This window comes from Geobacter grbiciae (assembly GCF_018531165.1).
GTDB lineage: Bacteria > Desulfobacterota > Desulfuromonadia > Geobacterales > Geobacteraceae > Geobacter > Geobacter metallireducens.
This window is the reverse complement of record NZ_JAHDIW010000004.1, coordinates 129,369-152,351: the sequence shown is the minus strand read 5'-3', so window position 1 is coordinate 152,351 and position 22,983 is coordinate 129,369. Positions and strand designations below refer to the sequence as shown.

Sequence of the window (22,983 nt, the reverse complement as noted above, 5' to 3'; positions counted from 1 at the left end):
AACGCCTGGCATGCCAGGCGGGTCAGTTTGTGCAAAAATACTTGCCGGGAAGCTGAGTTACGGTCCCCTTGAGTTCCAGGCGCAACAACATAGCCGAAAGCTCCCCCACTGTCAACGCGCTTTTGGCAATGATCTCGTCGATATGGAGCGGCTCAGGGGCCAGGAGCTCAAAGACTGCCGCCTCGGCCGGCGGGAGGTCGGGTGCCGGCGCCGGCACTCCCCTGCGGGCCACCCTTCCCCCGGGGAGTTCCTCCAGGATATCCTCCACGCTCTCCACGAGTTTAGCCCCCTCGCGGATGAGGCGGTTGGCCCCGCGGCTCCCGTCACTGGTGATGTTGCCGGGAATGGCGTAGACGTCGCGCCCTTGGTCAAGGGCGATACGGGCTGTGACCAGGGAGCCGCTCCGCTCCGCCGCTTCCACCACGAGGACCCCGTGGGAGATGCCGCTGATGATCCGGTTGCGGCGGGGGAAGTTCTCGGCCAGGGGGGCGGTCCCCAGGGGGAACTCGGACACTACCCCCCCCTGTTCGGCCATCTCCCGGAAGAGCTGCCGGTTCTCGGCCGGATAGACCACGTCCACGCCACACCCGAGCACCCCGACGGTTGTCCCGTTCCCTTTCAGGGCTCCCCGGTGGGCCGCGGTGTCGACCCCGCGAGCCAGGCCGGAAATCACGGCAACACCGTTCCGGGCAAGCTCCTCGGCCATGCGCTCGGTCACCGTCCTGCCATAGGCCGAGGCCCGGCGGGAGCCCACCACCGCCACGGCGGTGCCGATACCGGCGAGGCTTCCCCGCACATAGAGGAAGGGGGGCGGGTCGGTGATCTCCCGCAAGAGCGGCGGATACTCGTCATCGAGGATGGTCACGATGCGGCACTCCGCACGCCTGACCGCCGCACACTCCCGGTCGGCGAAGGGATGCGGGTCATGGCTTCGGAGGGAGGCCACCACCGCCGGACTCACCCCCTTGACGGAACGGAGATCGACAGCGGACGCTCCGAAGGCCGCCTCGGGGGAGCCGAAGCGCTCCAGGAGCCGCCGGAAGAGGACGTTCCCCACAAGGGGAACGGATTTGAGGGCAAACCAGTGATAATGATCCATGGGCAAGAACGAGAAGCGGGGACCGGCCGGACCGGCCCCCGCGAGGAAGGGTTATCTGTCTGTCCTGGCCTCTACCCGGTCCCCCCGGTAGATGGTGTCGATGCTTTTCACCACGAGCCCCGTGGAGGTATTCTCCCCCGACTGCACCACCACGAGGGCACCGACCACCTCGGGGGGGAGCTTCTCAACGGAGATGTCCGCATACTGCTGGTCGGGGACCACGTCACGCAGGATATAGAGGAAGTATCCCGGCTCTATCCCCTGCTTTTTCCCCAAGTCGATAAAGGCGATGTCTCCCTCGCCGATGGCGGTGTTGCCACTCTGGGTCTCGACGATGTAGCCGGAGAGGTCATGGTCGGCAGCCTTGAGGGAAATCTGCCGGCGCTTGTCCCGATAGGGAAGGAGGATGGAGCCGGGACCGATCTCCCGGTAGGATTTGGTAATGATGGCCTTGGAAACCTTCTCCTCCACCTCCGTGAGTTGCAGCGTGCCGAGGGGGATCACTTTCTCGCCGAGAATCACGTTGGAGACGGGATGGCTCACGGCGTCGAGCTTCTTGTAGATGGAAAACCGGTCACCCTCTTTGGCCCCGTGGGCAGAGCCGATATCGGTGTAGACAATGTCGTCCTCACCCACGATCTGACGGTTCTGGCTGGTGGTAATGATGCGGCCGGCGGGGTTGAGCCCCTTTTCCATCAGGAACCCTTCGCTGCCGCTTACCAGGAAGCTCCGCTCGGCAACCGGCTCCTCGGAGGGGCGCTGGACAGCGGGGGTGCCGGGGGAGACAGGGCGGGGTTCGATCTCGATCCGGTCCGGGTAGACACGGACCCGCTGGCCGGGATAGATGAAGTGGGGATTGCCGATGGCGGGGTTCCTGGCCCAGAGATTAGGCCAGTAGTAGGGATCCTTGAGGAAGCGGTCCGAGAGCCCCCAGAGGGTGTCCCCCTTCTGGATGACGTAGATTGTCGGCTCTTCGGACGCGGCCAAAACGGTGCCGACGGTGAGAAGCGCTCCGGCGAGGAGCATGCAGCCGATGGAGAACACTCTTTTCATGGTCGCCTCCCGTGCAGACGCGAACTAAATTCGTTCGGATACTAAAGTTCAGGTTACGTTTTTTGTCAAGGACAAACAGGCCGCAGGGGTTTCATTCAACCGACGGATATGCTAGGATTTCCGCGGTCGAAAGCACCATCTGGTTTCCGGGATGTTCCCGCGCCACTGGTTGAACCCCACTAATAAAGCATGCATCATGCCAAGAGGCCTTCCATGAAGATTCCCGAACTCCTCGCGCCGGCCGGCAACCTGGAAAAGCTGAAAGTGGCCATCCACTACGGCGCCGACGCCGTCTACCTGGGAGGGGAGAAGTTCGGGCTCCGCAGCCTCGCCGACAACTTCACCCTGGCCCACATGGCCGAGGGGGTTACCTATGCCCACGACCGGGGGGTAAAGGTCTACCTGACGGTCAACGCCTTTCCCGACAACGGCGAACTGGAGGACCTGGACCGCTACCTGGAGGGGGTGGCTACGGTCCCCTTCAACGCCTACATCGCCGCCGACCCGGGGGTGATCGCCGCCATCCGCCACATATCGCCAGATCGTCCCATCCACCTTTCCACCCAGGCCAACACCACCAACTGGCGCAGCGTCCTCTTCTGGCAGGAGCAGGGGATCGCCCGGGTGAACCTGGCCCGGGAAATGTCCCTGAATGCGATCCGCGAGACCCGGGAGCGGGTCACGGCCGAGCTGGAAGTCTTCGTCCACGGCGCCCTCTGCGTCTCCTACTCGGGTCGTTGCCTCCTCTCCAGCGTCATGACCGGCCGCAACGCCAACAAGGGGGAGTGCGCCCACCCCTGCCGCTGGAGCTACGCCCTGGTGGAAGAGACCCGACCGGGCGAGTACTTCCCCGTAGTGGAGGACGAGCGGGGGACATTCATCTTCAACTCCAAGGATCTCTGCCTCATCCGCCATATCCCTGAGCTGGTGGGGGCCGGCGCCGATTCCCTCAAACTGGAGGGGCGCATGAAGGGGATACACTACGTGGCCTCGGTGGTGCGGGTCTACCGGGAAGCCCTCGACAGCTACGCCGCCGATCCCCGTGCCTGGCACGTGAAGCCCGAGTGGCTCGAAGAGCTTTCCAAGATCAGCCACCGGGGGTACACCACCGGCTTCTTCCTGGGGAAGCCGGCGGATGTGGACCTGGAGTTCGACTCCCGCTACCGGCGCAGCCACGAATTCGTCGGGGTGGTGGAAGAGGCGCACCCCGACGGCACCGTTACCGTTGAGGTCCGCAACCGGATCATGGCAGACACCACGGTGGAGGTAATCGGCCGGCGGATGCGCTCCACCCTCCACCGACTCGACGCCTTCACCGATATGGATGGCAACAGCCTCTCCGAAGCCCATCCGAACCAGCGGATCCGACTCAGACTCCCCGTGGCCGCGGAACGCTACGACCTCATCCGGCGGGAAAAGCCCTAACCCCTCATCCAGAGAAAGACAACGTCATGAAAACCGACTTCACCGCCTCATCCCGTCAGGAGCAGAGCCCGTTCAAGGATCTCATCATCCTCGCCGTGGTCTTCGGCTTCGCCTTCTTCCAACGGCTTGGCCGGCTGCCGCTTCTTGATCCCGACGAGGGGCGCTACGCCGAGATCCCGCGGGAAATGATCGAACGGGGAGACTTCATTACCCCCTTCCTGAACTACGTGAAGTACTTCGAGAAACCGCCGCTCCACTACTGGTTGGATGTCATTTCGTTCAAGATTTTCGGCTTCAGCGAGTTCGCGGCCAGGGCTCCGGGGGCGCTCATGGGGCTCTGCGGCGTTCTCTTCACCTATCACGTGGGACGGACCCTCTTTGGCCGACGCGCAGGTCTCCTGGCGGCAACCATCCTCGGCACATCCCTCGGCTTCGTCGTCATCGGACGATACAACGTCATCGACATGACCCTCACTTTCTGGATGAGCGCCACCCTCGGCTGTTTCCTCCTGGCAGCGCGTGAAGGGGAGCGACATGCCGGACTCTACTACTATCTCTTCTACGTGGCGGCTGCCCTCACCGTGCTCGCCAAGGGGCTCATCGGCCTCGTCCTCCCCGGCGGCGTGATCGTGCTCTTCATCCTCCTCACGGGGCGCTGGAGTCTTCTTCGCGAGATGCGTCTTCCCACGGGCACCCTCCTCTTCCTTCTCGTCGCGGCCCCCTGGTTCATCCTCGTCTCGCTCCACAACCCGGAATTCCCGCGGTTTTTCTTCATCCACGAACACTTCGAACGCTTTCTCACCAAGGTTCACGGCCGCTACGAACCCCCCTGGTTCTTCATTCCGGTCCTGGCCGGGTTCATGCTTCCCTGGTCCTTCTACCTTCCGTCCGCCGTTCGGGGCATGTGGCAGGAGCGACACACCCCCACGGGCGAGGCGCGTCTCTACCTCCTCCTCTGGGGAGCGGTCATCTTCACCTTTTTCTCCCTGTCGAGCTCCAAACTGATCCCGTACATCCTCCCGGTCTTCCCGGCGGTGGCGCTGCTCGTTGGCGAGTTCTTATCGCGCGTGGCCGACCGTCGCGCTACCTTTCCCACCCTGCCGACGGCCATCGCGGCAACGGTGCTGACGATCGGCGGAGCCGGCGGCATCCTTTTCCCCCACCTGGCCCGGAACCCGAAGCTGTCGGTGCTGGCCGGCGCCGTGATCGGCTCCTGCCTCCTTGCCCAGGGGATAGCCGCCTTCGTGGGCCTGCGCCGCAAGAAGGCCGCCGTGCTCCTGGCCTCCTTCGGCCTTTTCTCGTACCTTCTGGGTATCGCCGGCCCGCCGTTCATCCTCGCACGCACCGCCGAACGGAAGTCATTCCGGGAACTGGGGCAACTGGTGAAGGAAAAGGCTGGACCGGATACCGCCGTTGCCAGCTTCCAGCTCTACCAGCAAGGATTTTCCTACTATGCGGGACGACGGATCATCATTGTGGGAGAGCGTGGAGAGCTCGATTTCGGGAGCCGCCAGGGGAACCAGAGCCAGTGGTTCCTGGACGAGCAGGGCTTTGCGCGCCTCTGGGACTCGGGCCGGCCGGTCATCACTCTCATCAAGGAGGATGCCCTTCCTGCCCTGGAAAAACTCGCCACGACCCCGCCGCGGGAGTTGGGCAGGAAAGGGAAGGTTCTTCTCATCGCAAACCACTAATTCACCTTTGTCACCTTTCCACCACTGGTTCCCGGAAGGGGCGGAGCTCTCGCGGAGAAGCGATCCCTGCAGAAAACCACCTTCGGCATTGGCGGAGGGAAAGCCTCGGGAATTCCTGTTCCCGTGCCGCGAAGACCGACTGGTGACGCTGGATCGTTTCGGAGCGGGGGCTCCGTCCCTTCCGACACCATGCGTCGACACAACATATAACAGAGAAGACTAACTGATATGACGTAAACGGTATGGCACTTCGCGCGGATTTGTGCCATGATGAAGCGTTTTTCCGGAAGGAGGCACCCGTGCGCAGCGAATTTCTCCCCTTTTCCAAACCAACCATAGACGACGACGAGATCAATGAGGTCGTCGCATCCCTGAAATCCGGGTGGATCACCACCGGCCCCAAGGTGAAGCGCTTCGAAGAGGCGTTCAAGGCTTACGTCGGTGCACCCTACGCCGTCCCCCTGAGTTCCGCCACCGCCGGGCTCCACCTGACGCTCCTCGCCCTGAAGCTGGACGAAGGGGACGAGATCATCACCACCCCCATGACCTTTGCCTCCACGGTGAGCATGATCGTCCTCTGCGGGGCGAAGCCGGTTCTCGTCGATATCGAGCCGGGAACCCTCAATATCAACGCGGCAAAGATCCGCGAAAAGATCACCCCGCGCACGAAGGCGATCATCCCGGTCCACTTTGCCGGCCAGTCGTGTGACATGGACCCCATCTTCGCCCTGGCGAAAGAGTTCGGCCTCACCGTCATCGAAGACGCGGCCCACGCCGCCGGCACCGAATACAAGGGAAAGAGGATCGGCTCCCTCGACAGCATCTCCATCTTTTCCTTCCACCCCAACAAGAACATCACCACCGGCGAAGGGGGGATGGTCTGCACCCCCGATGAGGCCCTGGCCGAAGAGGTTTCGCTCCTGAAGTTCCACGGCATGAGCCGCGAGGCGTGGAAGCGGTTCGCCGCCAGCGGCACCCCCAACTACGACATCCTCCTTCCCGGCTACAAGTACAACATGATGGACATCCAGGCAGCCATCGGCATCCACCAGCTCCCGAAGCTGGACGGGTTCATCGAGAAGCGCCGGGAGATCGCCGAATTCTACAACGCCGCCTTTGCCGGCGTAGACGAACTGGCAACCCCGGCCCTCGCTCCCTACGTTCAGCGCCATGCCTGGCACCTCTACACGCCGCTGGTCCGGGTGGAAAAGCTCACCATCGACCGGGACACCTTCATGGCCGAGCTGAAGAATCTCAACATCGGCACCGGCCTCCACTACAAGGCGATCCACCACCATGCCTGGTACCGGGAAAACATGCCGGTCCCCGCGGGGTCTCTTCCCAACGCCGACTACGCCTCTGACCGCATCCTCTCCCTCCCTCTCTTCCCAACCATGACCATGGATGACGCCCGGGACGTGGTGGAGGCCGTAAACACCGTTATCGCAAGGAGCAGAAAGTAGCCCATGGCCGCACCATACATCTCCATCATCGTCCCGGTCTACAACGAGGAGCCGAACCTCCAGAAACTCCTGGCCCGGCTCTACCCGGTCATGACCGCCCTAGGGAAGCCCTTCGAAATCATCTTCACCGATGACGGCTCCCGGGACCGCTCCTTGGAGATCCTCCGGGAGATGGCCCAGAGCCACCCCGAAGTGAAGGTGATCGAGTTCAACGGCAACTTCGGCCAGCACATGGCGATCATGGCCGCCTTCGAGATGAGCACGGGCGAGATCGTCGTCACCCTCGACGCCGACCTCCAGAACCCACCGGAGGAGATTCCCAAGCTCGTGGCCGAGATGGAGAAGGGGCACGACGTGGTGGGAAGCGTCCGCCAAAAGCGCCAGGACACCTTCTTCCGCCGGGCTGCGTCGCGGGTCGTCAACATCACCACCAACAAGATGACCGGGATGCAGATGAGCGACTACGGCTGCATGCTTCGGGCCTACAACCGCACCGTCATCGACAACCTGAACCGCTGCCAGGAGATGACTACCTTCATCCCTGCCCTGGCCCAGACCTTCGCCTCGAACCCCTCGGAGGTGCCGGTCTCCCACGCGGAACGGGCCGAGGGGGAGAGCAAGTACTCCCTCTACCGCCTCATCCGCCTCAACTTCGACCTCATGACCGGCTTTTCGGTGGTGCCACTCCAGCTCTTTGCGCTCCTCGGCATTCTCACCTCGGCCGCGTCGGTCCTCTTCGCCCTCTTCCTCCTCGTGCGCCGCTTTCTGATCGGCTCCGAGGTGGAAGGGGTCTTCACCCTCTTCGCCATCCTCTTCTTCTTCGTCGGCATCGTCATCTTCGGCATCGGCCTCGTGGGGGAATACGTGGGGAGGATCTACCAGGAAGTGCGGCGCCGACCGAGGTATGTGGTGCGGAGGACCTATGGTTTTGAGGAACAGTTATGAGTAAGAAGGTTATCGTCTGCGCCTACCACAACGTCGGCTACCGCTGCCTGGAGGAACTGCTGAGGCAGGGTGCCGACGTGCGGCTGGTCTTCACCCACGAGGATTCTCCCACGGAGGAGATCTGGTTCCAGTCGGTGCGGGAACTGGCGGAGCGCCACGGCATCCCATACCTGACCACCGACATCAACGAACCGGCCAACGTGGCGAAGGTGCGGGAGATCGCCCCCGACCTCCTCTTCTCCTTCTACTACCGGAACATGATCACGCCGGAGGTGCTGGAGATACCCCGCCTCGGCGCCCTGAACCTCCACGGCTCCTACCTTCCCAAGTACCGGGGGAGGGTGCCGGTGAACTGGGCGGTGATCAACGGCGAGACCGAGACCGGCGCCACGCTCCACCACATGGTGGCGAAGCCCGACGCCGGCGACATCGTGGACCGGGAGAAGGTCGCCATCGCCTTCACCGACACCTCCTTCGACGTCTTCACCAAGGTGACCGAGGCGGCGGTGACGGTCATTGCCCGTTCGTATCCCTTGCTGGCGTCGGGAACCGCTTCCCGCATCCCCATGAACCTTGCGGAGGGGAGCTACTTCGGCGGCCGCAAGCCGGCCGACGGCCTCATCGACTGGGCAAGAAGCGCCGTGCAGATCTACAACCTGATCCGAGGGGTCACCCACCCCTACCCTGGCGCCTTCACGTATCTGGACGGGAAGAAGATCCTCGTCTGGAGCGCCCGGCCGCTTCCGGGAAGCGCTGAGCCGGGGGTAGTGGTTACGGAGAATCCCCTGGTCGTCGGAACCGGCGAGGGGCTCCTGGAGATCACCTCGTTGCAGCCCGAAGGGGAGCATGAGGTTGCGGCCGGAAGTTTTGCCGCCATCGTCCACCCCGCAGGGAAAAGGTTCGCAAGCCCATAGCATCACCGTCGGCAGGATCGCCGCCGGTCACATTTTACCCACTGGAGATACCATGAAAATCCTCATCCTCGGCGTCAACGGCTTCATCGGCAACGCCCTCACCAAGCGCATCCTCGACACCACCGACTGGGAGGTGTACGGCCTCGACATGAGCGACAACAAGCTCGAGCACTCCATCGGCCACCCCCGCTTCCACTTCCTGGAGGGGGACATCACCATCAACAAGGAGTGGATCGAGTACAACATCAAGAAGTGCGACGTGGTCCTTCCCCTGGTGGCCATCGCCACGCCGGTCACCTACGTGAAGGACCCTCTCCGGGTATTCGAGCTCGACTTCGAGGAGAACTTGAAGATCATCCGCCAGTGCGTGAAGTACAAAAAGCGGGTCATCTTCCCCTCCACCTCCGAGGTCTACGGCATGAGCCCCGACCGGGAGTTCGACGAGGAGAACTCGCCGCTCATGCTCGGTCCCATCAACAAGCAGCGCTGGATTTACTCCTGCGCCAAGCAGATGCTCGACCGGGTGATCTATGCCTACGGCGAGCAGGAGGGACTGCGCTACACCCTGTTCCGCCCCTTCAACTGGATCGGCCCGAAGCTTGACTCCATCTCCACCGCAAAAGAGGGAAGCTCCCGGGTCCTGACCCAGTTCCTCTACAACATCCTGGCCGGCGAGCCGATCCAGCTCGTGGACGGCGGCAACCAGCGCCGCTCCTTCACCTTCGTGGAGGACGGCATCGACTGCCTCATGCGGATCATCGAGAACAAAGACGGCTGCGCCGACGGTGGCATCTTCAACATCGGCAACCCGGGGAACGACCTGTCGGTCAAAGAGTTGGCGGAGAAACTGATCGCCCTGGTGAAGGAGTATCCCGCCTACCGTGCCCGGGCCGAGGCATGCAAGATCATCGAGGTTTCCTCCGGCCAGTTCTACGGCAAGGGGTATCAGGACATGCTGACCCGCGTCCCCTCCGTGAAGAACGCCAAGGCGCGGCTCGGCTGGGAGCCGAAGACCGTCATCGACGACGCACTGCGGAAGACCCTCGACTTTTATCTGGTCGAGGAAAAAGAAAAAATCGAGCACCTGCTGTGAAAATGCCGCTTTTCCGCAATCTCGGCGTTGTTGTTCGGAATCACCTTGTGCGGCGTAGCCCTGCTACGCCTCCGCGGGATCTCTCCTCCGCCTTGACCTTGCGAAATATCGACATTTTCCTGATCGGTTCATGACCTGATGCCCACCATAGCCCTCAAAATAGACGTCGACACCTACGTCGGCACCCGCGACGGGGTACCGCGGCTCCTGGAGATCTTCGACCGCTTCGGGATCAAGGGGACGTTCTACTTCTCCATGGGGCCCGACAACAGCGGCAAGGCGATCCGCCGCATCTTCACCCGCAAGGGGTTCCTCCGGAAGATGCTTCGGACCAAAGCGCCGTCGGTCTATGGGCTGCGGACCCTCATGTACGGCGTGCTCCTGCCGCCGCCGATCATTGCGGACAAGGTTCCCCACGTCCTGCGGGAGACCGAGGCCCGGGGGCACGAGGTCGGCATCCACTGCTGGGACCACGTCAAGTGGCACGACCTCCTTCCCTGGATCCCGCGAAACATGATCGCCCTGGAGCTGGGGCGGGCCTTCGCCCTTTTCGAGGAGATCCTCAACAGGAGGGCCAAGACCACGGCGGCACCGGGATGGACCGTCACTGCCGACTCCCTGGAGATCCAGGATGCCCTCTACCTCACTTACTGCAGCGACAGCCGGGGGATCCACCCCTTCTACCCCGTGATGAACGACCGGCGTTTCCACACCCTCCAGATTCCGACCACATTCCCTACCATGGACGAGCTCCTGGGGGAGAACGGCATCACGGCGGAAACCGTGAACGACCACTACCTCTCCCTGGTACAACCGGGGCTCAACGTCCACACCATCCATGCCGAACTGGAGGGGGGGGTGCTGTCCCCCGTCTTTATCGACCTTCTGGAACGGCTCCAGGCGAAGGGGTGTCGTTTTATCACCCTTGCCGAAGCGGCCGAAGAGGCCCATCGGGAAGAAATCCCCTGCTGCAAGCTGGCGATGGGAGAGCTTCCCGGCCGGGCAGGCGAGGTGGCGATCCAGGGGAAAATGGCACGAGAGCCGAGACGGAAGAGTCGGGATTGACATACAACCGCGATGGAGAAGAAAGGCGTACCGGATAGTGCGCCTTTTTTCATTTCTCCAGGAGAGGTCAGGGTTTGCGTCTACGTATCCCGTCGGGTAAGCTTTTCGCAGGAGGATGCGATGATCGATTTCGCCGCCTATGCCCTTTCGGGAGAACTGGACCTGAACCGCCTGGCCGGAGGCCTCGGCTTTCCCCGGCGCTATCGCTGGGAAGAGCCCATGGTGCTCGACCTGGCGAGCCTCAAACCCCTGACGGGGGATCCGGGAGAAACCAAGAGGGTCTATCTCTACTACTTTGGCGGGGTGGTGTTCGTGAACTGCACGGAGGAGGAGATCGGTTCCTTCTTCTGGAACATGGGGCACCATGCCGAGGCATTCAAGGAGTACCCGGCCATCCGGTACCGGGACGAGTATTCCCTGAAGCGGGGGGAGGGGGAACGGGTGGAGGTCACCAACAACGTGGCGACCATGCCGGGGTACGACCCTGCCTACGTGGACACCATCTGTTTCGTCATCGCCAAGTCGGTGGCCCTGGAACGGATCGAGGAGCGGGTGGACCAAGTTCTCGACGAGATGGAAACCATCATCGCCCTTCTCGACCGGGGGAAGCTGGGAATCTCGGACCGGCGCTTAGCGAAGCTGGCGGCCAACGTCCTCACCTACAAGTACCAGTCCATCTCCCACATCATGGTCCTGGAGAAGCCGGAACTCACTTGGGAGAACCCCGTGGCGGACCGGCTCTACCTGACCATGGCCAACATCTTCGAACTGAACCAGCGCTACAACGAGATCAAGCACAAGGGTGAGACGCTGCTGGACATCACCGGCGTCTTCACGAGCCTCGCCCATGCCCGCCGCGCCTCGCGGCTGGAATGGATCATCATCATTCTCATCTTCATCGAGATCGTGATCTACATCTTCGAGCTGATGCGCAAGACAGGCTAAAATCCGCCGCACAGGGCGAAATGTTTCGTCTCTCCCTCCTGCGCAGCCGGATCGAAGTGTTTGTGGCAGGCCCCGCAGGTTACGGTGCCGACAGCAAACTTTTGCTGGAGAGTAAGGTTGCGGGTATCACACCAGTCGCAGTACCAGGCGTAATAGTCACCGAGCAGTTTGATGTTCATGTTGGACCTCCTATCAAGAGTTTTCCCCATCATAGCCGGTCCATATTGCGGCGCCGTTACGATCGCCTTAACTCTGGGTGTGCTCTGCAACCAGAAGAAGCCGCTTTTTGAAGGCCTCCTCGAAGAGATCCCCCTTGATCTTTCCGCCGAAGAGCTCCACCGAAATATCCTCGCTGCTGGCGATGGTGACGATGACCGTGCCGTCAGAAACGGAGCAGGTGACGCCGGAAACGACGCCGCTGCGGCGCCGGTCGAGGCCGTCGGCCAGTCGGAGGATGCCCCCAAGCCTGCTCACCACCTGCCGGTCGGGCTCCGCGAGCCGCACGTAGGCGTCGTGCTTCTTCTTGGGAAGGGCCTTGCGGTGGTAGCGGGCCGCGTTGGCGATGATCTCCCGCTCCCGGGGGGTGAAGCCGAAGAGGTCGGCGTGGCGGATGAGATGGTAGGAATGCTTGTGGTGGCTGGAGTAGTTGATGAAGTACCCCACGTCGTGGAGGATGGCGGCCGCCTCCAGCATCCGGCGCGCCCCGTCCCCCATCCTGAATGCCGGCTCCAAGGCGTCGAAGAGCTGCAGGGACAGCTTCGTCACATGGAGGGCGTGCTCCTCGTCCATGTGGCAGGAGCGGCCGAACTCAAGCACCGTGTCGCGCCAGGTGCGGGGTTCCTGAACGCCGTGGATGAGACCGTGGGTCCGGAGCGCCTTGACGATGAGCCCCTCCCGGATCCCCCGCTCGTTGACCCGCAGGACGTTGGCGTCGAAAAAGCGCATCAGCTCGTCCACCACCGTGACTCCGGCCACGATGATGTCGGCCCGGTCCGGGTTGAGGCCCGGCACCTCGCGCCGCTCCTTCATGGTCTTGCGCGACAGCATGGCGAGGAGGTGCACCACCTCGGAACGGAGCACCTCGTAGCGGTGGACCGAGCCGTACCCCTCCCCCCGCATGGCCATGACCATGGCGGCGATTGCCGTAATGGTGCCGCCGGAGCCCACGAGACACTGGAACTGGGCCCGCTCGCCGGCAAAAACCTCCTTGAGGCTTGAACGGACGTGCTTGCGGAGCTTCTCCTGGCCGGACGGACGGACGGAATCGCCCGCCATGAACTTCTCGGTGAGGAAGACCGCCCCCAGCTCCAGGGAATAGATCTCCTCGATGTGGGAGCCCAGCGCCGTCACCACCTCCAGGCTCCCGCCGCCGATGTCGACCATGGCGTGGCGGGCCCCCTCCATGTCGAAGTGGTTCCGCACCGAGAGGGCCGCCAGCTCCGCCTCCTCCTCGCCGCTGATGACCGTCACCGCAATCCCCACCTCCTCGGCGATGGCGGCGATGAACGCCTCGCCGTTGGCGGCCTTTCGCACCGCGCTCGTGGCCACCGCCTCGATAGCCTTCACGCCGTAGCCGTCCACGATCTTCTTCATCCGCGTGAGAGCCGTCACAGCTCGCTCCCAGGCGGCCTGCAAGATGGAACCGCTCACGGCCAGCCCCTCCCCCAGGCGCACCGTGGCCTTCTCGTCGTCCAGGACGCGGAAGGAGCCGGTCTTCGTCACCTCCACCACGATGCAGCGGATGGAGTTGGTCCCGATATCGATGGCTGCAAGCCGGTTCTTCTTCACAGCGCTCTCCTCACCTCTTCCCTGATCAGCTCGAAGGAATGCTCCCCGAGCAGTTCCGCAAAGTGGGCAAAGGACTTCCCCCGCCGCTTCGCAATGGCATTCAGGATGACACATTCAACTTCCGGAGGCAACCCCCCATGCCGCACCATGTCGGCGAAGACATCCAGGTCGTGCATGATCCCCAGGCAGTCCTGGTAGGACTTGATCGTGGCATGGATATCCCCGTACCCCTTCGCAGCCATGAGGAACGAGAGAATCTCGATGCGGTAACGATAGTGCTTGACGGCGATCCGTAGTGCGTGTTGGGCCGCCGCTGCTCCTGCGTCACGCGCTGCAGGCACCAGGGGAAGAAGGTCGGCGAGGCTTCCATCCAGGGCCGCGGCGGCAAAAGAGCCGATGCGGGTGAAGGAATCGACGGCGACATGGGGTTGCGGAAAAACGGCCGGCCGTGCCATGGCCCGGACAAAGGCGGAGTTGGTCTTCCCCGCGCCGAAACTCTCAAGCCCCTTCGCGAGCCGCCGATGCTCGACGTTCCTCAGGGCTTCCTGACGGTCCATGAGGACGCCGAGACCCTCCCTGCACGGCTCCGGAAGCGCCGCGGACAGTTCCCGGAAAAAGGAAACCGCCTCGTCGGCATTGCGGAGGGGGCCCAGGAGCCTCGTCACCTTCCGCACCCGCCGGACGACCCGGGCGAGCCCGTCCGGGTAGAGGGGAGAGAAGAGAACACATCCCTCCCGAAGCCGGCGGGAGGAGACCCGCAGATCGTGAATATCCTCTGGATCCAGGGTCTTCAGGGCCCTGCGCCACCGGCCGAAGAAATCATCGGTCCGGGCCGCCAGAAGCGCCGGTGCTGCGACCCAGAGAGGTGTTTCGTCCGTGATCGTCATGGGGCTTCCCCTTCCCTGCGCCTGTCAAATCTTCGAATTTCACCGCACCTTAACCGGGTGCGGGAAGTTCATGGAACTTCTTGCCCCGCTGAATCATCCACAGGAACCGGGCAGGCGTTCCGCTCTCCGCCAAATCCAGCCTCAGGGCCACAATCGCCCCTTTTTTGAGGGGAAGCGCGCCATCGCGCCCCAACAACCGACCGAAAACCTCGCCCAGGTCGGGCTCGTGCCCTACCACCGCCAGGCTCCGGGGCGATCCGCAGACACCTGCCAGGCGGAAGAGCCCCTCTGAGCTGAACCCCGGCGCCAGCTCCTGCGCTACGGTGACTTCGCCGGAAAAGCCGAGAACCTCGGCGAGGATATCGGCCGTCTGCACGGCCCGCACTAGGGGACTCGTAACGATTACTTCGGGAGCGGCCACCTTCTTTGCCAGACGTCGAGCGTTTGCCCGGAACCCGTCACGCCCGGCGGCGGTAAGCCAGCGGTCCTCCTCCCGGACCGCCTCGCCCCGCTCGACGGCCTCCCCATGGCGGATCAGATAGAGTTTCACGTTTCCTCTCCTTTCCCGGAGAAGGCCCTGCGGGGACTCCCCCGGCATCCAGCCGCTCTGCTCCCTTCGCTGGTTAAGTAAATCAGAGCCCGGGGAGTTTTCAATGGCCGCTTGCCCCCCTGTTGCGGATCCGAGGGTATTTTACACCGTTGTAACACGGCCCCTGCCAGTGCCGTCAGCCGGCATCATCCGTTGACAGGTTGACGACCCTTCCGGTATCCTCACCCCATGAAACAGCCCGACAACCACGACGCCGCCTGGGAATCCCTCTGCCGACAATGCGGCCTCTGCTGCTTCGAGAAGATCGAGGACGACTCCGGCACCATCTTTTTCACCCAGACCCCATGCCGCTACCTGGATGTGGCCACCCGCCAGTGCGTCATCTACGAACGCCGCTTCGAGATAAATCCCGAATGCGTCAAGCTGACCGAAGAACTGGTCCGGGAGCTCCCCTGGCTCCATGACGACTGCGCCTATCGCCGGGCGCTGGGGATAAAGCGCACGCGGACAACGATGAATGGGCGGCCGAAACGGTCCAAAACAAAGGAGTGATCCGATACATGGGAAATAATGACACGATAGCCACCCTGCGGGAACTGCCGGCAAAGCAGCGGATGGACCTCATCCTTGCCGATCCGGAGGCGAAGTCCCTTGCCCGGTCCCTCCCCGAACAGGAACTCTACTGGCTCATAAAGGAAATCGGCGAGACGGATGCCATGGGGCTCTGGGAACTGGCGTCACCCGAACAGCGAACCTTCATCCTCGACATGGAGCTTTGGGACAAGTGGAACTTCACCGCAGACAAGTCCTACGAATGGCTCGGCCATCTTCTTGAGGCGGGGGAGGAGGTTGTTGCGGAGCAGCTTCCCCACCTGGACCTGGAGCTTCTCCTCCTCATGCTCGAAAAGGAGATCAGCGTGGGGGGCGGAATTGGCGAGCTCCTGCCGGACGAGGAACGGACCGCCGACTGGGACCACACCTTCGACAACCTCTATTTCATCACGTTCAAAAATGACAAGCACGCCCGGGCCGTCGGCAGTTTCCTCGACATCGTCTATCGCACCAACCACGAGCTCTACCTGGGAATCATGGAAGGGGTGAAGAGTGAAGTCGAGGACGAGCTGGAGGAACTCGCTTTCCGCTTCCGCTCGGGGCGGCTCGCCGACCTGGGGTTCCCCGAACCGGAGGAGGCCCAGTCCCTCTATGCCCGCATCGATCCGGCGTCCTTCGTCCTCGAGGGAGGAAAGGAACTCTTCCCGGCGGCGGTCCACCGCCACCTTCCCGCCCGCCCCGGCGCCGCCGAATCGCTCCTCGGACGGCTCCTGGCACGGCCCGGCGCCGAGGAGATCAACCAGGAACTCTCATACCTGGTGAACAGCGCCCTGGTGGTCGACGGCACCGCCCTCCACGACCGGGAGGCCATGCTGGCGATTTTCGAGCGGGTCCACGGGTACCTGAACATAGCCCTGGAATTCCTGGCCCGCAACGATGAGGAAAAGGCCGCCGCCATCCTGGCCGGCGAACGCCTCAAGCGCCTCTTCCGGCTGGGTTTCAGCATCGTCATGGATCTGGCGAAACAGGCCCGCGACCTCACCAGTGACGATTACGCCACCGGCAAGGCACTGCGTGCCCTCACTGCCACGCCCCCCCGCTACTACCGGGCCTTCGACCCCGATGGCGTTGATGGATTCCGGGAATTCCGGGAGATGGCGGACGTGGAACGGGTCAGGGAGTTCCTGGACCGTGTCTGAATCACTGCTGGCTAACCGGGAATTCTCCAGTCTGCCATGACCAAACCGCCACTGGGCAGAAACTGGTAAACAGAGAATAGGGAGGCACTGTTTGACGGGAGAGACGCTTCGCATCCTCCACCTGGAGGACGATTCGATGGATGCGGAACTGGTGCGGGCGAAGCTTGCTTCAGAGGAAATTCCGTGCACCATAACGGTTGCAACTGATGGGAAGCAGTTCGCACGCGTCCTGGAGGAGAGCGCAGACTGCTTCGACCTCATACTGGCGGACATGAGCATCCCCGGCTACGATGGGGTCGCAGCCCTGAAACTGGCTCTGGAACGGTGCCCGGACACCCCATTCATCGTCATTTCCGGAACAGTGGGCGAGGAACGGGCCGTGGAAATCCTCCGCAAGGGGGCGACGGACTTCATTCTGAAAGATAACATGGGGCGCCTTGGGTCGGCGATACGGCGCGCCCTCAAGGAAGCGGAGGAACATCGCAACCGCCAGCGGGCCGAGGAGGCCCTGCGCCGCCTTAACGCGGAACTGGAGCAACGGGTCCAGGAGCGAACCGCCCAGCTGGAAGCGACCAACCAGGAACTGCAGGCCTTCAACTTCTCAGTCTCCCACGACCTCCGGGCACCCCTTACCATCATCGACGGTTTCAGCAAGGCGATCCTGGAGGATTTCGGCGCCGATCTTCCCTCCGAGGCGCTGGACTATCTCCAGCGGATCCAGAAAGCGGGCCAGCGGATGACCAGGCTCATCGATGCACTCATGAATCTGTCGAGACTTGGCCGAGAGCCTATTACCCCGGAACAGACCGACCTCTCCGCCATCGCCGGCACCATCGAGCAGGAACTCCGCTACATCCACCCGGACCGCACCGGGGTCACCATCCAGATCACCGACGGCATCACCGTCCGCGGTGACCGGCGGCTCCTGCGGTCGGTCATGGAAAATCTCTTGAGCAATGCCTGGAAATATACGGCAAGGCGGGAACAGGCCGAGATCGAATTCGGCGTCATGAAACAGGGAGAGAAACCGATTTACTTTGTCCGGGACAACGGCGCCGGCTTCGATATGCGCTACGCAGGGCGGCTTTTCACCCCTTTCCAGCGTATGCACCGGTCCGAGGAATTCGAAGGGAACGGCATCGGGCTCGCCACGGTCCAGCGGATCGTTCACCGCCACGGGGGAAGAATCTGGGCCGAAGCAGAAGACGGCAAGGGTGCAACCTTCTTCTTTACCCTCGGATGATTCCCCCCACCCCCTCCGGCGTCACCTCCGTGACCATGACCGTCGCCTCGGCGTTCATCTCCCCTGGGTAGCCGGGCACCCGGACCGGCAGATAGTTGCGCGACAGCCCCACAGCCTCGCCGTCACGGCCCCGGTTCTGCATCAGGACCGCCAGCTCACGCCCCACGAACCGCTCACAGAAAGAGCGCCGCTTACGCTCGCCAACCTCCCTCAGAATCTCAGCCCGGCCGCGAATTACCTTCCCATCTACCTGTCCCTCCATCCGGGCAGCCGCCGTCCCCTCCCGCCGGGAATAGGGGAAGACGTGGAGGGAGGCCACCGGCAGTTCCTCAATGAGACGGACGGTGTTCTGGAACTCCTCGTCGGTCTCTCCCGGAAAGCCGGCAATGACGTCGCAGCCGATGAAGATGTCGGGGACCGCCGCCACGAGCCGTTCCACCCGCTCCCGGAAGAACGCCGCCGTATAGCGCCGCCCCATCCGTTCGAGCACCCGGTCATCGCCGCTCTGGAGCGGGATGTGGAGGTGGGGGCAGACCGTCTCCGACCGGGTCAGGAAATCAACGAGATCGTCGGTCAGTTCATTGGGCTCCACCGACCCGACCCGGAGCCGCGGCACCGCTTTCTCCGCCTCGGCGGCCACTAGAAGCTCCAAAAGGCTCGCCGGCGGTTCCAGGTCAAGGCCATAGGCCCCCAGGTGGATGCCGGTGAGCACCACCTCCCGGAACCCCTGGTCGGCAAAGTTCCTGATCCCTGCGAGGGCTTCGCTGAAGGGGACGCTCCGGCTCCGCCCCCGGGCATAGGGGACGATGCAGTAGGAGCAGAAGGCATCACACCCGTTCTGGACCTGGAGGAAGGCCCGGGTGTGCTCGGCAAAGCTTTCGAGCCGAAGCCCCTCCGCAGCCCGCTCCCGGGAGATGTCCGACACCACGACCTTCTCCGTCGGAGCAGCCTCCCGCAGGAGATCGACGATGCTCCTCTTCTCGCTGTTCCCCACCACGAGGGAAACGCCGGGGAGATCCTTGACCGCGTCGGGGTCCACCTGGGCGTAGCAGCCGGTCACCACCACCCGGGCCGCAGGATTGCGGCGCAGGGCGCGGCGGATCAGACGCCGCGACTCGGCATCGGTCTTCGCCGTCACCGTGCAGGTGTTGATCACGTAAATGTCGGCATCCTCGTCAAAGGGGACCATCCGGAACCCTTCCTTACCGAGGCTCTCGGTCATGGCCGCCGACTCGAACTGGTTAATCTTGCAACCAAGGGTTGAAATCGCCACTTTTTGCATCAATCTACTCTTCCGTTTCCCGTCTCTATCCTTCGTTCATCGCCGCATCGATCCAACCGCCACCGAGGACCTCGTCGCCATTGTAGAAGACCACCGCCTGCCCCGGCGTGACCGACTTTTCCGGCTCCCGGAACCGGACCTGCGCCCGGCTGTCGGCGAGAACCGTCACCGTGCAGGGCACGGGATGGTGCCGGTAGCGGATCTTGCACGCTGCCTCCAGGGTCTCCGTTGCCGGGGCAATGACCCACGTCACATCCGTGGCCACGAGCCCCGGGGCCAGGAGTTCCTCCTTCGACCCGACAATCACCTGCCGCCGCTCCGCATCGACCCCCACCACGTAGAGGGGATGGGGATGAGCAATGCCAAGTCCCCGGCGCTGCCCCACGGTGTAGCGGTAGGTCCCTTCGTGGTGCCCCAGTACGGTGCCGGCCCGGTCGACGATCTCCCCGGCCAGCTGTCCCGCGCCCCGCTCATCCTCCAGAAACCGGACGTAATCGTTGTCCGGGACAAAGCAGATCTCCTGGCTCTCCCCCTTCTCGGCCACCCGCAGGCCGAACCGGGCCGCCAGTTGCCTGACCTCGGGCTTGGTCATCCCCCCCAGAGGAAAGATGACCCGGGCGAGCTGCTCCTGGGTGAGGGTGAAGAGGAAGTAGCTCTGGTCCTTGCCGGGATCATCCCCCCGCAGGAGGTGAAACAGGCCGTCCCCGTCCCGCTCGATCCGGGCGTAGTGGCCAGTGGCCAGGAGGTCGGCTCCCAGCTCCCGGGCCTTCCGGAGCAGGAGCTCAAACTTCACCCGCTGGTTGCACCGCACGCAGGGATTCGGGGTCCGCCCCCGGAAGTACTCGTCCACAAAGTCGTCGATGACCAGCCGCTGGAACTCCTCCTCGAAATTCACCACGTAGAAGGGGATCCCGATCTGCTCCGCCACCCGGCGGGCGTCGTGGATGTCGTCCAGGGAGCAGCAGGTGTCGAACTTCTCCCCCTCAGGGGCGCTGAATTTGGAGTAATCCCAGACCTGCATGGAGATGCCGATGACCTCGTGTCCTTCCTCCTTCAGGAGCGCCGCCGTCACCGACGAATCGACCCCGCCGCTCATGGCGACGACAATCCGTTTTCTCGCTTTTTCCGTCATGATTCTCCCCGCAACCGGGCAACGATGGCCGGCAGCGCCGCCAGCACCCGGTCTATATCCTCGTCGGTGTTTCCCTTCCCCAGCGAGAACCGCACCGAACCCTTGGCCTCCTCGGGGGTGCGTCCCATGGCGGCCAGGACCGGCGAGAGCTTGAGGGTCCCGGAACTGCACGCGGAGCCCGACGACGCGGCTATCCCCTCCAGGTCCAGTGCCATGAGGAGCGAATCGGCCTCCACGCCGGGAATCGTGATATTGGTGGTGGTGGGGAGCCGCTGCTCCCGGTGGCCATTCACGCGGGCGCCGGAAACCCGTGACAGTATCCCCTCTTCCAGCCGGTCGCGCAACCCCCTAAGCCGCCCCATCTCGTCATTCAAGGTTTCACGGGCGATGGCGCACGCCCTGCCAAAGGCCACGATGCCGGCCACGTTCTCGGTCCCTCCGCGGCGGTTGCGCTCCTGGGAGCCGCCATGGATCAGCGGGTGGCACTTCACCCCGCGCCGCACCACCAAGGCTCCTATCCCCTTCGGGGCATAGAGCTTGTGGCCCGAAAGGGCCAGAAACGAGATGCCGTCATCACGGACCGAGAGCGGAATCCTGCCCGCCGCCTGGACCCCGTCGCTGTGGAAATAGACACGGCGGCGCGTGGCGATCTCACCGATCTCCCCCACCGGAAAGAGGACGCCGGTTTCGTTGTTGGCGGCCATGGCCGAGATGAGGATGGTCCGGTCGGTGATGGCCGCCTCCAGCCGCTCCAGGTCCAGAAGGCCGTCCCGGTCTACCGGAACGCGAGTTACCTCGAAGCCGAGACTCTCCAGGTAGAGGCAGGGGTTTGCCACTCCCGGGTGCTCCACCTGGGTGGTGACGATGTGGTTGCCGCGCCCCCCGAGGGCCGCAGCGACCCCCTTGATGGCCATGTTGTCGGCCTCGGTTCCCGACGAGGTGAACACCACCTCACCCGGCTCGCATCCCACGAGCGCCGACACCTGTTCCCGGGCCTCCTCCACCGCACCCTTCACGGCCCGGCCGGCCCAGTGGATGCTGGACGGGTTGCCGAACTTCCCCTGCAGAAACGGCAACAACGCCTCCACCACTTCAGGGTGGACCGGCGTTGTCGCATTGTGGTCCAGATAGATCATCATGCAGTCTCAAATGCGGGCAATACCGCCCTCACTCCTCGCCTCCGCGCCCCCGCGCCTCGATTACCAGGTCCTCCAGGGTAATGGAATCGAGAAAAGTCCTGATCCGCTCGCCGAGCATCTCCCAGACATTGTGGGTGGTGCAGGCGGCCGTCCGGGTGCAACGTCCCTTCCCCTTGTCCATGCACGAAACCGGCGTCAGGGGCTCCTCAACCGTGGCCACGATCTCCCCCACCCGGATTGCCGAACTCTCACGGGCCAGGAGGTATCCTCCCCCGGGTCCCCGCACACTCTCCACGATGGCACCGCGGCGCAGCCGGTTGAAGAGCTGCTCCAGATAGTTGAGGGGAATATCCTCCCGCAGGGCAATATCCTTGAGCGAGACCGGTCTCCCCTCCGAGTGGAGGGAAAGATCCACCATGGCCCGAACCGCATACTGTGCCCGTGTCGAAAGCCGCATAAATCAGCCTCTTCTCCTTCTACGTTGTCACCTTTCCCACCACTGGTTCCCGGAAGGGGCGGAGCTCTCGCGGAGAAGCGATCCCCGCAAGAAACCACCTCCGGTATCAGCGAAGGGAAAGCCTCTGGAATAGCTGTTCACATGCCACGAAGACCGGCTAGTGACGCTGGATCGGTTCGGAGCGAGAGCTCCGCTCCTTTCCGACGCCATCCGCCGACACAAGGTGACACAGTAGAACTACTTCCCTGACTCCACCCGACGCCTGAGCGCGGCATGTTCGTCCGCAAGATCGGCATACTTGCGCTCCAGTTCCCGCAGTTGATCGAAGAGGCACGAAATGGCTTTCGCTTCCGGGTCGGGAAGCTTCCCGTGCTCGAAGTCTGCCTTCTTGGCCGGCTCATCGGCAGCCATGACCACCCGTCCCGGAATGCCGACTACCGTCGCGTTCGCCGGCACCTCCTTCACCACCACCGAGTTGGAGCCGATCTTCGCCCCCACCCCAACCGTAAAGGGGCCGAGCACCTTGGCGCCGGAGCCGATGACTGCATTGTTATCCACCGTGGGATGGCGCTTCTTCTTCTCCAGGCTCACGCCACCAAGGGTGACCCCGTGGTAGATGGTGACATCGTCGCCGATCTCGGCCGTCTCGCCGATCACCACCCCCATGCCGTGGTCGATGAAGAGCCGCCGCCCGATGGTGGCGCCGGGATGGATCTCGATGCCGGTAAAGAAGCGACCAATGTGCGAGAGAAAGCGGCCGAGGAAAAAGAACTCGCGCAGCCAGAACCAGTGGGCAAACCGATGGAACCAGATGGCGTGCAGGCCAGGGTAGCAGAAAAAGACCTCAACGCTGCTGCGGGCGGCGGGGTCCCGTTCTTTGACCGATTGGATATCCTCATGCAGGCGTGCGAACATTGGCGATCCTTCCCGGGGACAGCGTCCCCTCAACGGGAGTGGAAACAGAACGAGTGCCGGCCTTCTCTGGCGGACACTCGTCTCACTGAATAGCTGTACATATGTCAGGTATCATACCTTACAAAATCTGTCAACTATAGTTTCCC

22 protein-coding genes are annotated in these 22,983 nt (G+C 63.2%); 11 read left to right on the top strand and 11 right to left on the bottom strand.

Going from position 1 to position 22,983, the window contains the following annotated elements:
• Positions 1–22: 22 nt before the first annotated feature.
• The gene (gene dprA / locus KJB29_RS07980; RefSeq protein ID WP_215734148.1) at positions 23–1,099 is read right to left on the bottom strand and encodes a DNA-processing protein DprA; all 1,077 of its coding nucleotides are present in this window, start codon (positions 1,097–1,099) and stop codon (positions 23–25) included.
• 51 nt (positions 1,100–1,150) lie between these two features.
• Entirely contained in the window at positions 1,151–2,152 is a 1,002-nt protein-coding gene (locus tag KJB29_RS07975) for a LysM peptidoglycan-binding domain-containing protein (RefSeq protein ID WP_215734147.1), read from the bottom strand.
• Positions 2,153–2,365: 213 nt separating this feature from the next.
• On the opposite strand from KJB29_RS07975, the gene KJB29_RS07970 reads away from it, so the two are divergent.
• The 8 genes from KJB29_RS07970 to KJB29_RS07935 all read left to right on the top strand — a co-directional run bounded on the left by KJB29_RS07970 (position 2,366) and on the right by KJB29_RS07935 (position 11,693).
• Positions 2,366–3,577, top strand: a complete 1,212-nt coding sequence (locus KJB29_RS07970) for a peptidase U32 family protein (protein WP_215734146.1) — start codon at positions 2,366–2,368, stop codon at positions 3,575–3,577.
• Positions 3,578–3,603: 26 nt separating this feature from the next.
• Positions 3,604–5,268, top strand: a complete 1,665-nt coding sequence (locus tag KJB29_RS07965) for a phospholipid carrier-dependent glycosyltransferase (protein ID WP_215734145.1) — start codon at positions 3,604–3,606, stop codon at positions 5,266–5,268.
• A gap of 299 nt (positions 5,269–5,567) precedes the next feature.
• A complete protein-coding gene (locus KJB29_RS07960; RefSeq protein ID WP_215734144.1) occupies positions 5,568–6,731 on the top strand; it encodes a DegT/DnrJ/EryC1/StrS family aminotransferase in 1,164 nt (387 codons plus the stop codon).
• 3 nt (positions 6,732–6,734) lie between these two features.
• Positions 6,735–7,676, top strand: coding sequence for a glycosyltransferase (locus KJB29_RS07955; protein WP_215734143.1), 942 nt, complete (start codon positions 6,735–6,737; stop codon positions 7,674–7,676).
• On the top strand, positions 7,673–8,590 hold the full coding sequence (locus KJB29_RS07950; protein ID WP_215734142.1) for a formyltransferase: 918 nt from the start codon (positions 7,673–7,675) through the stop codon (positions 8,588–8,590). The genes KJB29_RS07955 and KJB29_RS07950 overlap by 4 nt, the downstream gene beginning before the upstream one ends.
• A 52-nt stretch (positions 8,591–8,642) precedes the next feature.
• On the top strand, positions 8,643–9,683 hold the full coding sequence (locus tag KJB29_RS07945; protein WP_215734141.1) for a bifunctional UDP-4-keto-pentose/UDP-xylose synthase: 1,041 nt from the start codon (positions 8,643–8,645) through the stop codon (positions 9,681–9,683).
• 138 nt (positions 9,684–9,821) lie between these two features.
• On the top strand, positions 9,822–10,748 hold the full coding sequence (locus tag KJB29_RS07940) for a 4-deoxy-4-formamido-L-arabinose-phosphoundecaprenol deformylase (RefSeq protein WP_215734140.1): 927 nt from the start codon (positions 9,822–9,824) through the stop codon (positions 10,746–10,748).
• 120 nt (positions 10,749–10,868) lie between these two features.
• On the top strand, positions 10,869–11,693 hold the full coding sequence (locus KJB29_RS07935) for an RMD1 family protein (protein ID WP_215734139.1): 825 nt from the start codon (positions 10,869–10,871) through the stop codon (positions 11,691–11,693).
• Here the strand turns inward: KJB29_RS07935 and KJB29_RS07930 are convergent.
• The 4 genes from KJB29_RS07930 to KJB29_RS07915 all read right to left on the bottom strand — a co-directional run bounded on the left by KJB29_RS07930 (position 11,690) and on the right by KJB29_RS07915 (position 14,918).
• Positions 11,690–11,872, bottom strand: coding sequence for a hypothetical protein (locus KJB29_RS07930; RefSeq protein WP_215734138.1), 183 nt, complete (start codon positions 11,870–11,872; stop codon positions 11,690–11,692). The two genes, KJB29_RS07935 and KJB29_RS07930, sit on opposite strands and share 4 nt — an antisense overlap.
• 67 nt (positions 11,873–11,939) lie before the next feature.
• Positions 11,940–13,481, bottom strand: coding sequence for a Ppx/GppA phosphatase family protein (locus tag KJB29_RS07925; RefSeq protein WP_215734137.1), 1,542 nt, complete (start codon positions 13,479–13,481; stop codon positions 11,940–11,942).
• Positions 13,478–14,368 carry a CHAD domain-containing protein gene (locus tag KJB29_RS07920; protein WP_215734136.1) on the bottom strand — a complete coding sequence of 297 codons (891 nt, stop codon included), beginning with the start codon at positions 14,366–14,368 and terminating at the stop codon, positions 13,478–13,480. Before KJB29_RS07920 ends, KJB29_RS07925 begins: the two co-directional genes overlap by 4 nt.
• A 49-nt stretch (positions 14,369–14,417) precedes the next feature.
• Positions 14,418–14,918, bottom strand: a complete 501-nt coding sequence (locus KJB29_RS07915; protein WP_215734135.1) for a SixA phosphatase family protein — start codon at positions 14,916–14,918, stop codon at positions 14,418–14,420.
• Positions 14,919–15,146: 228 nt separating this feature from the next.
• On the opposite strand from KJB29_RS07915, the gene KJB29_RS07910 reads away from it, so the two are divergent.
• The 3 genes from KJB29_RS07910 (at position 15,147) to KJB29_RS07900 (ending at position 17,912) form a co-directional block, all read left to right on the top strand.
• The gene (locus tag KJB29_RS07910) at positions 15,147–15,470 is read left to right on the top strand and encodes a YcgN family cysteine cluster protein (protein ID WP_004513023.1); all 324 of its coding nucleotides are present in this window, start codon (positions 15,147–15,149) and stop codon (positions 15,468–15,470) included.
• Between the two features lie 8 nt (positions 15,471–15,478).
• Positions 15,479–16,669, top strand: coding sequence for a DUF6178 family protein (locus KJB29_RS07905; RefSeq protein WP_215734134.1), 1,191 nt, complete (start codon positions 15,479–15,481; stop codon positions 16,667–16,669).
• 91 nt (positions 16,670–16,760) lie between these two features.
• On the top strand, positions 16,761–17,912 hold the full coding sequence (locus KJB29_RS07900; RefSeq protein ID WP_246560879.1) for a sensor histidine kinase: 1,152 nt from the start codon (positions 16,761–16,763) through the stop codon (positions 17,910–17,912).
• Here KJB29_RS07900 and mtaB read toward each other — a convergent pair.
• From mtaB to cysE, 5 genes are all read right to left on the bottom strand, one after another.
• A complete protein-coding gene (gene mtaB / locus KJB29_RS07895; RefSeq protein WP_215734133.1) occupies positions 17,899–19,194 on the bottom strand; it encodes a tRNA (N(6)-L-threonylcarbamoyladenosine(37)-C(2))-methylthiotransferase MtaB in 1,296 nt (431 codons plus the stop codon). The two genes, KJB29_RS07900 and mtaB, sit on opposite strands and share 14 nt — an antisense overlap.
• A gap of 25 nt (positions 19,195–19,219) precedes the next feature.
• Positions 19,220–20,326 carry a tRNA 2-thiouridine(34) synthase MnmA gene (mnmA, locus tag KJB29_RS07890; protein ID WP_215734132.1) on the bottom strand — a complete coding sequence of 369 codons (1,107 nt, stop codon included), beginning with the start codon at positions 20,324–20,326 and terminating at the stop codon, positions 19,220–19,222.
• Positions 20,323–21,462 carry a cysteine desulfurase family protein gene (locus tag KJB29_RS07885; RefSeq protein WP_215734182.1) on the bottom strand — a complete coding sequence of 380 codons (1,140 nt, stop codon included), beginning with the start codon at positions 21,460–21,462 and terminating at the stop codon, positions 20,323–20,325. Before KJB29_RS07885 ends, mnmA begins: the two co-directional genes overlap by 4 nt.
• 31 nt (positions 21,463–21,493) lie before the next feature.
• Positions 21,494–21,922, bottom strand: a complete 429-nt coding sequence (locus KJB29_RS07880; RefSeq protein ID WP_004513017.1) for an Rrf2 family transcriptional regulator — start codon at positions 21,920–21,922, stop codon at positions 21,494–21,496.
• Positions 21,923–22,159: 237 nt separating this feature from the next.
• On the bottom strand, positions 22,160–22,837 hold the full coding sequence (gene cysE, locus KJB29_RS07875; RefSeq protein WP_215734131.1) for a serine O-acetyltransferase: 678 nt from the start codon (positions 22,835–22,837) through the stop codon (positions 22,160–22,162).
• Between the last annotated feature and the right edge of the window lie 146 nt (positions 22,838–22,983).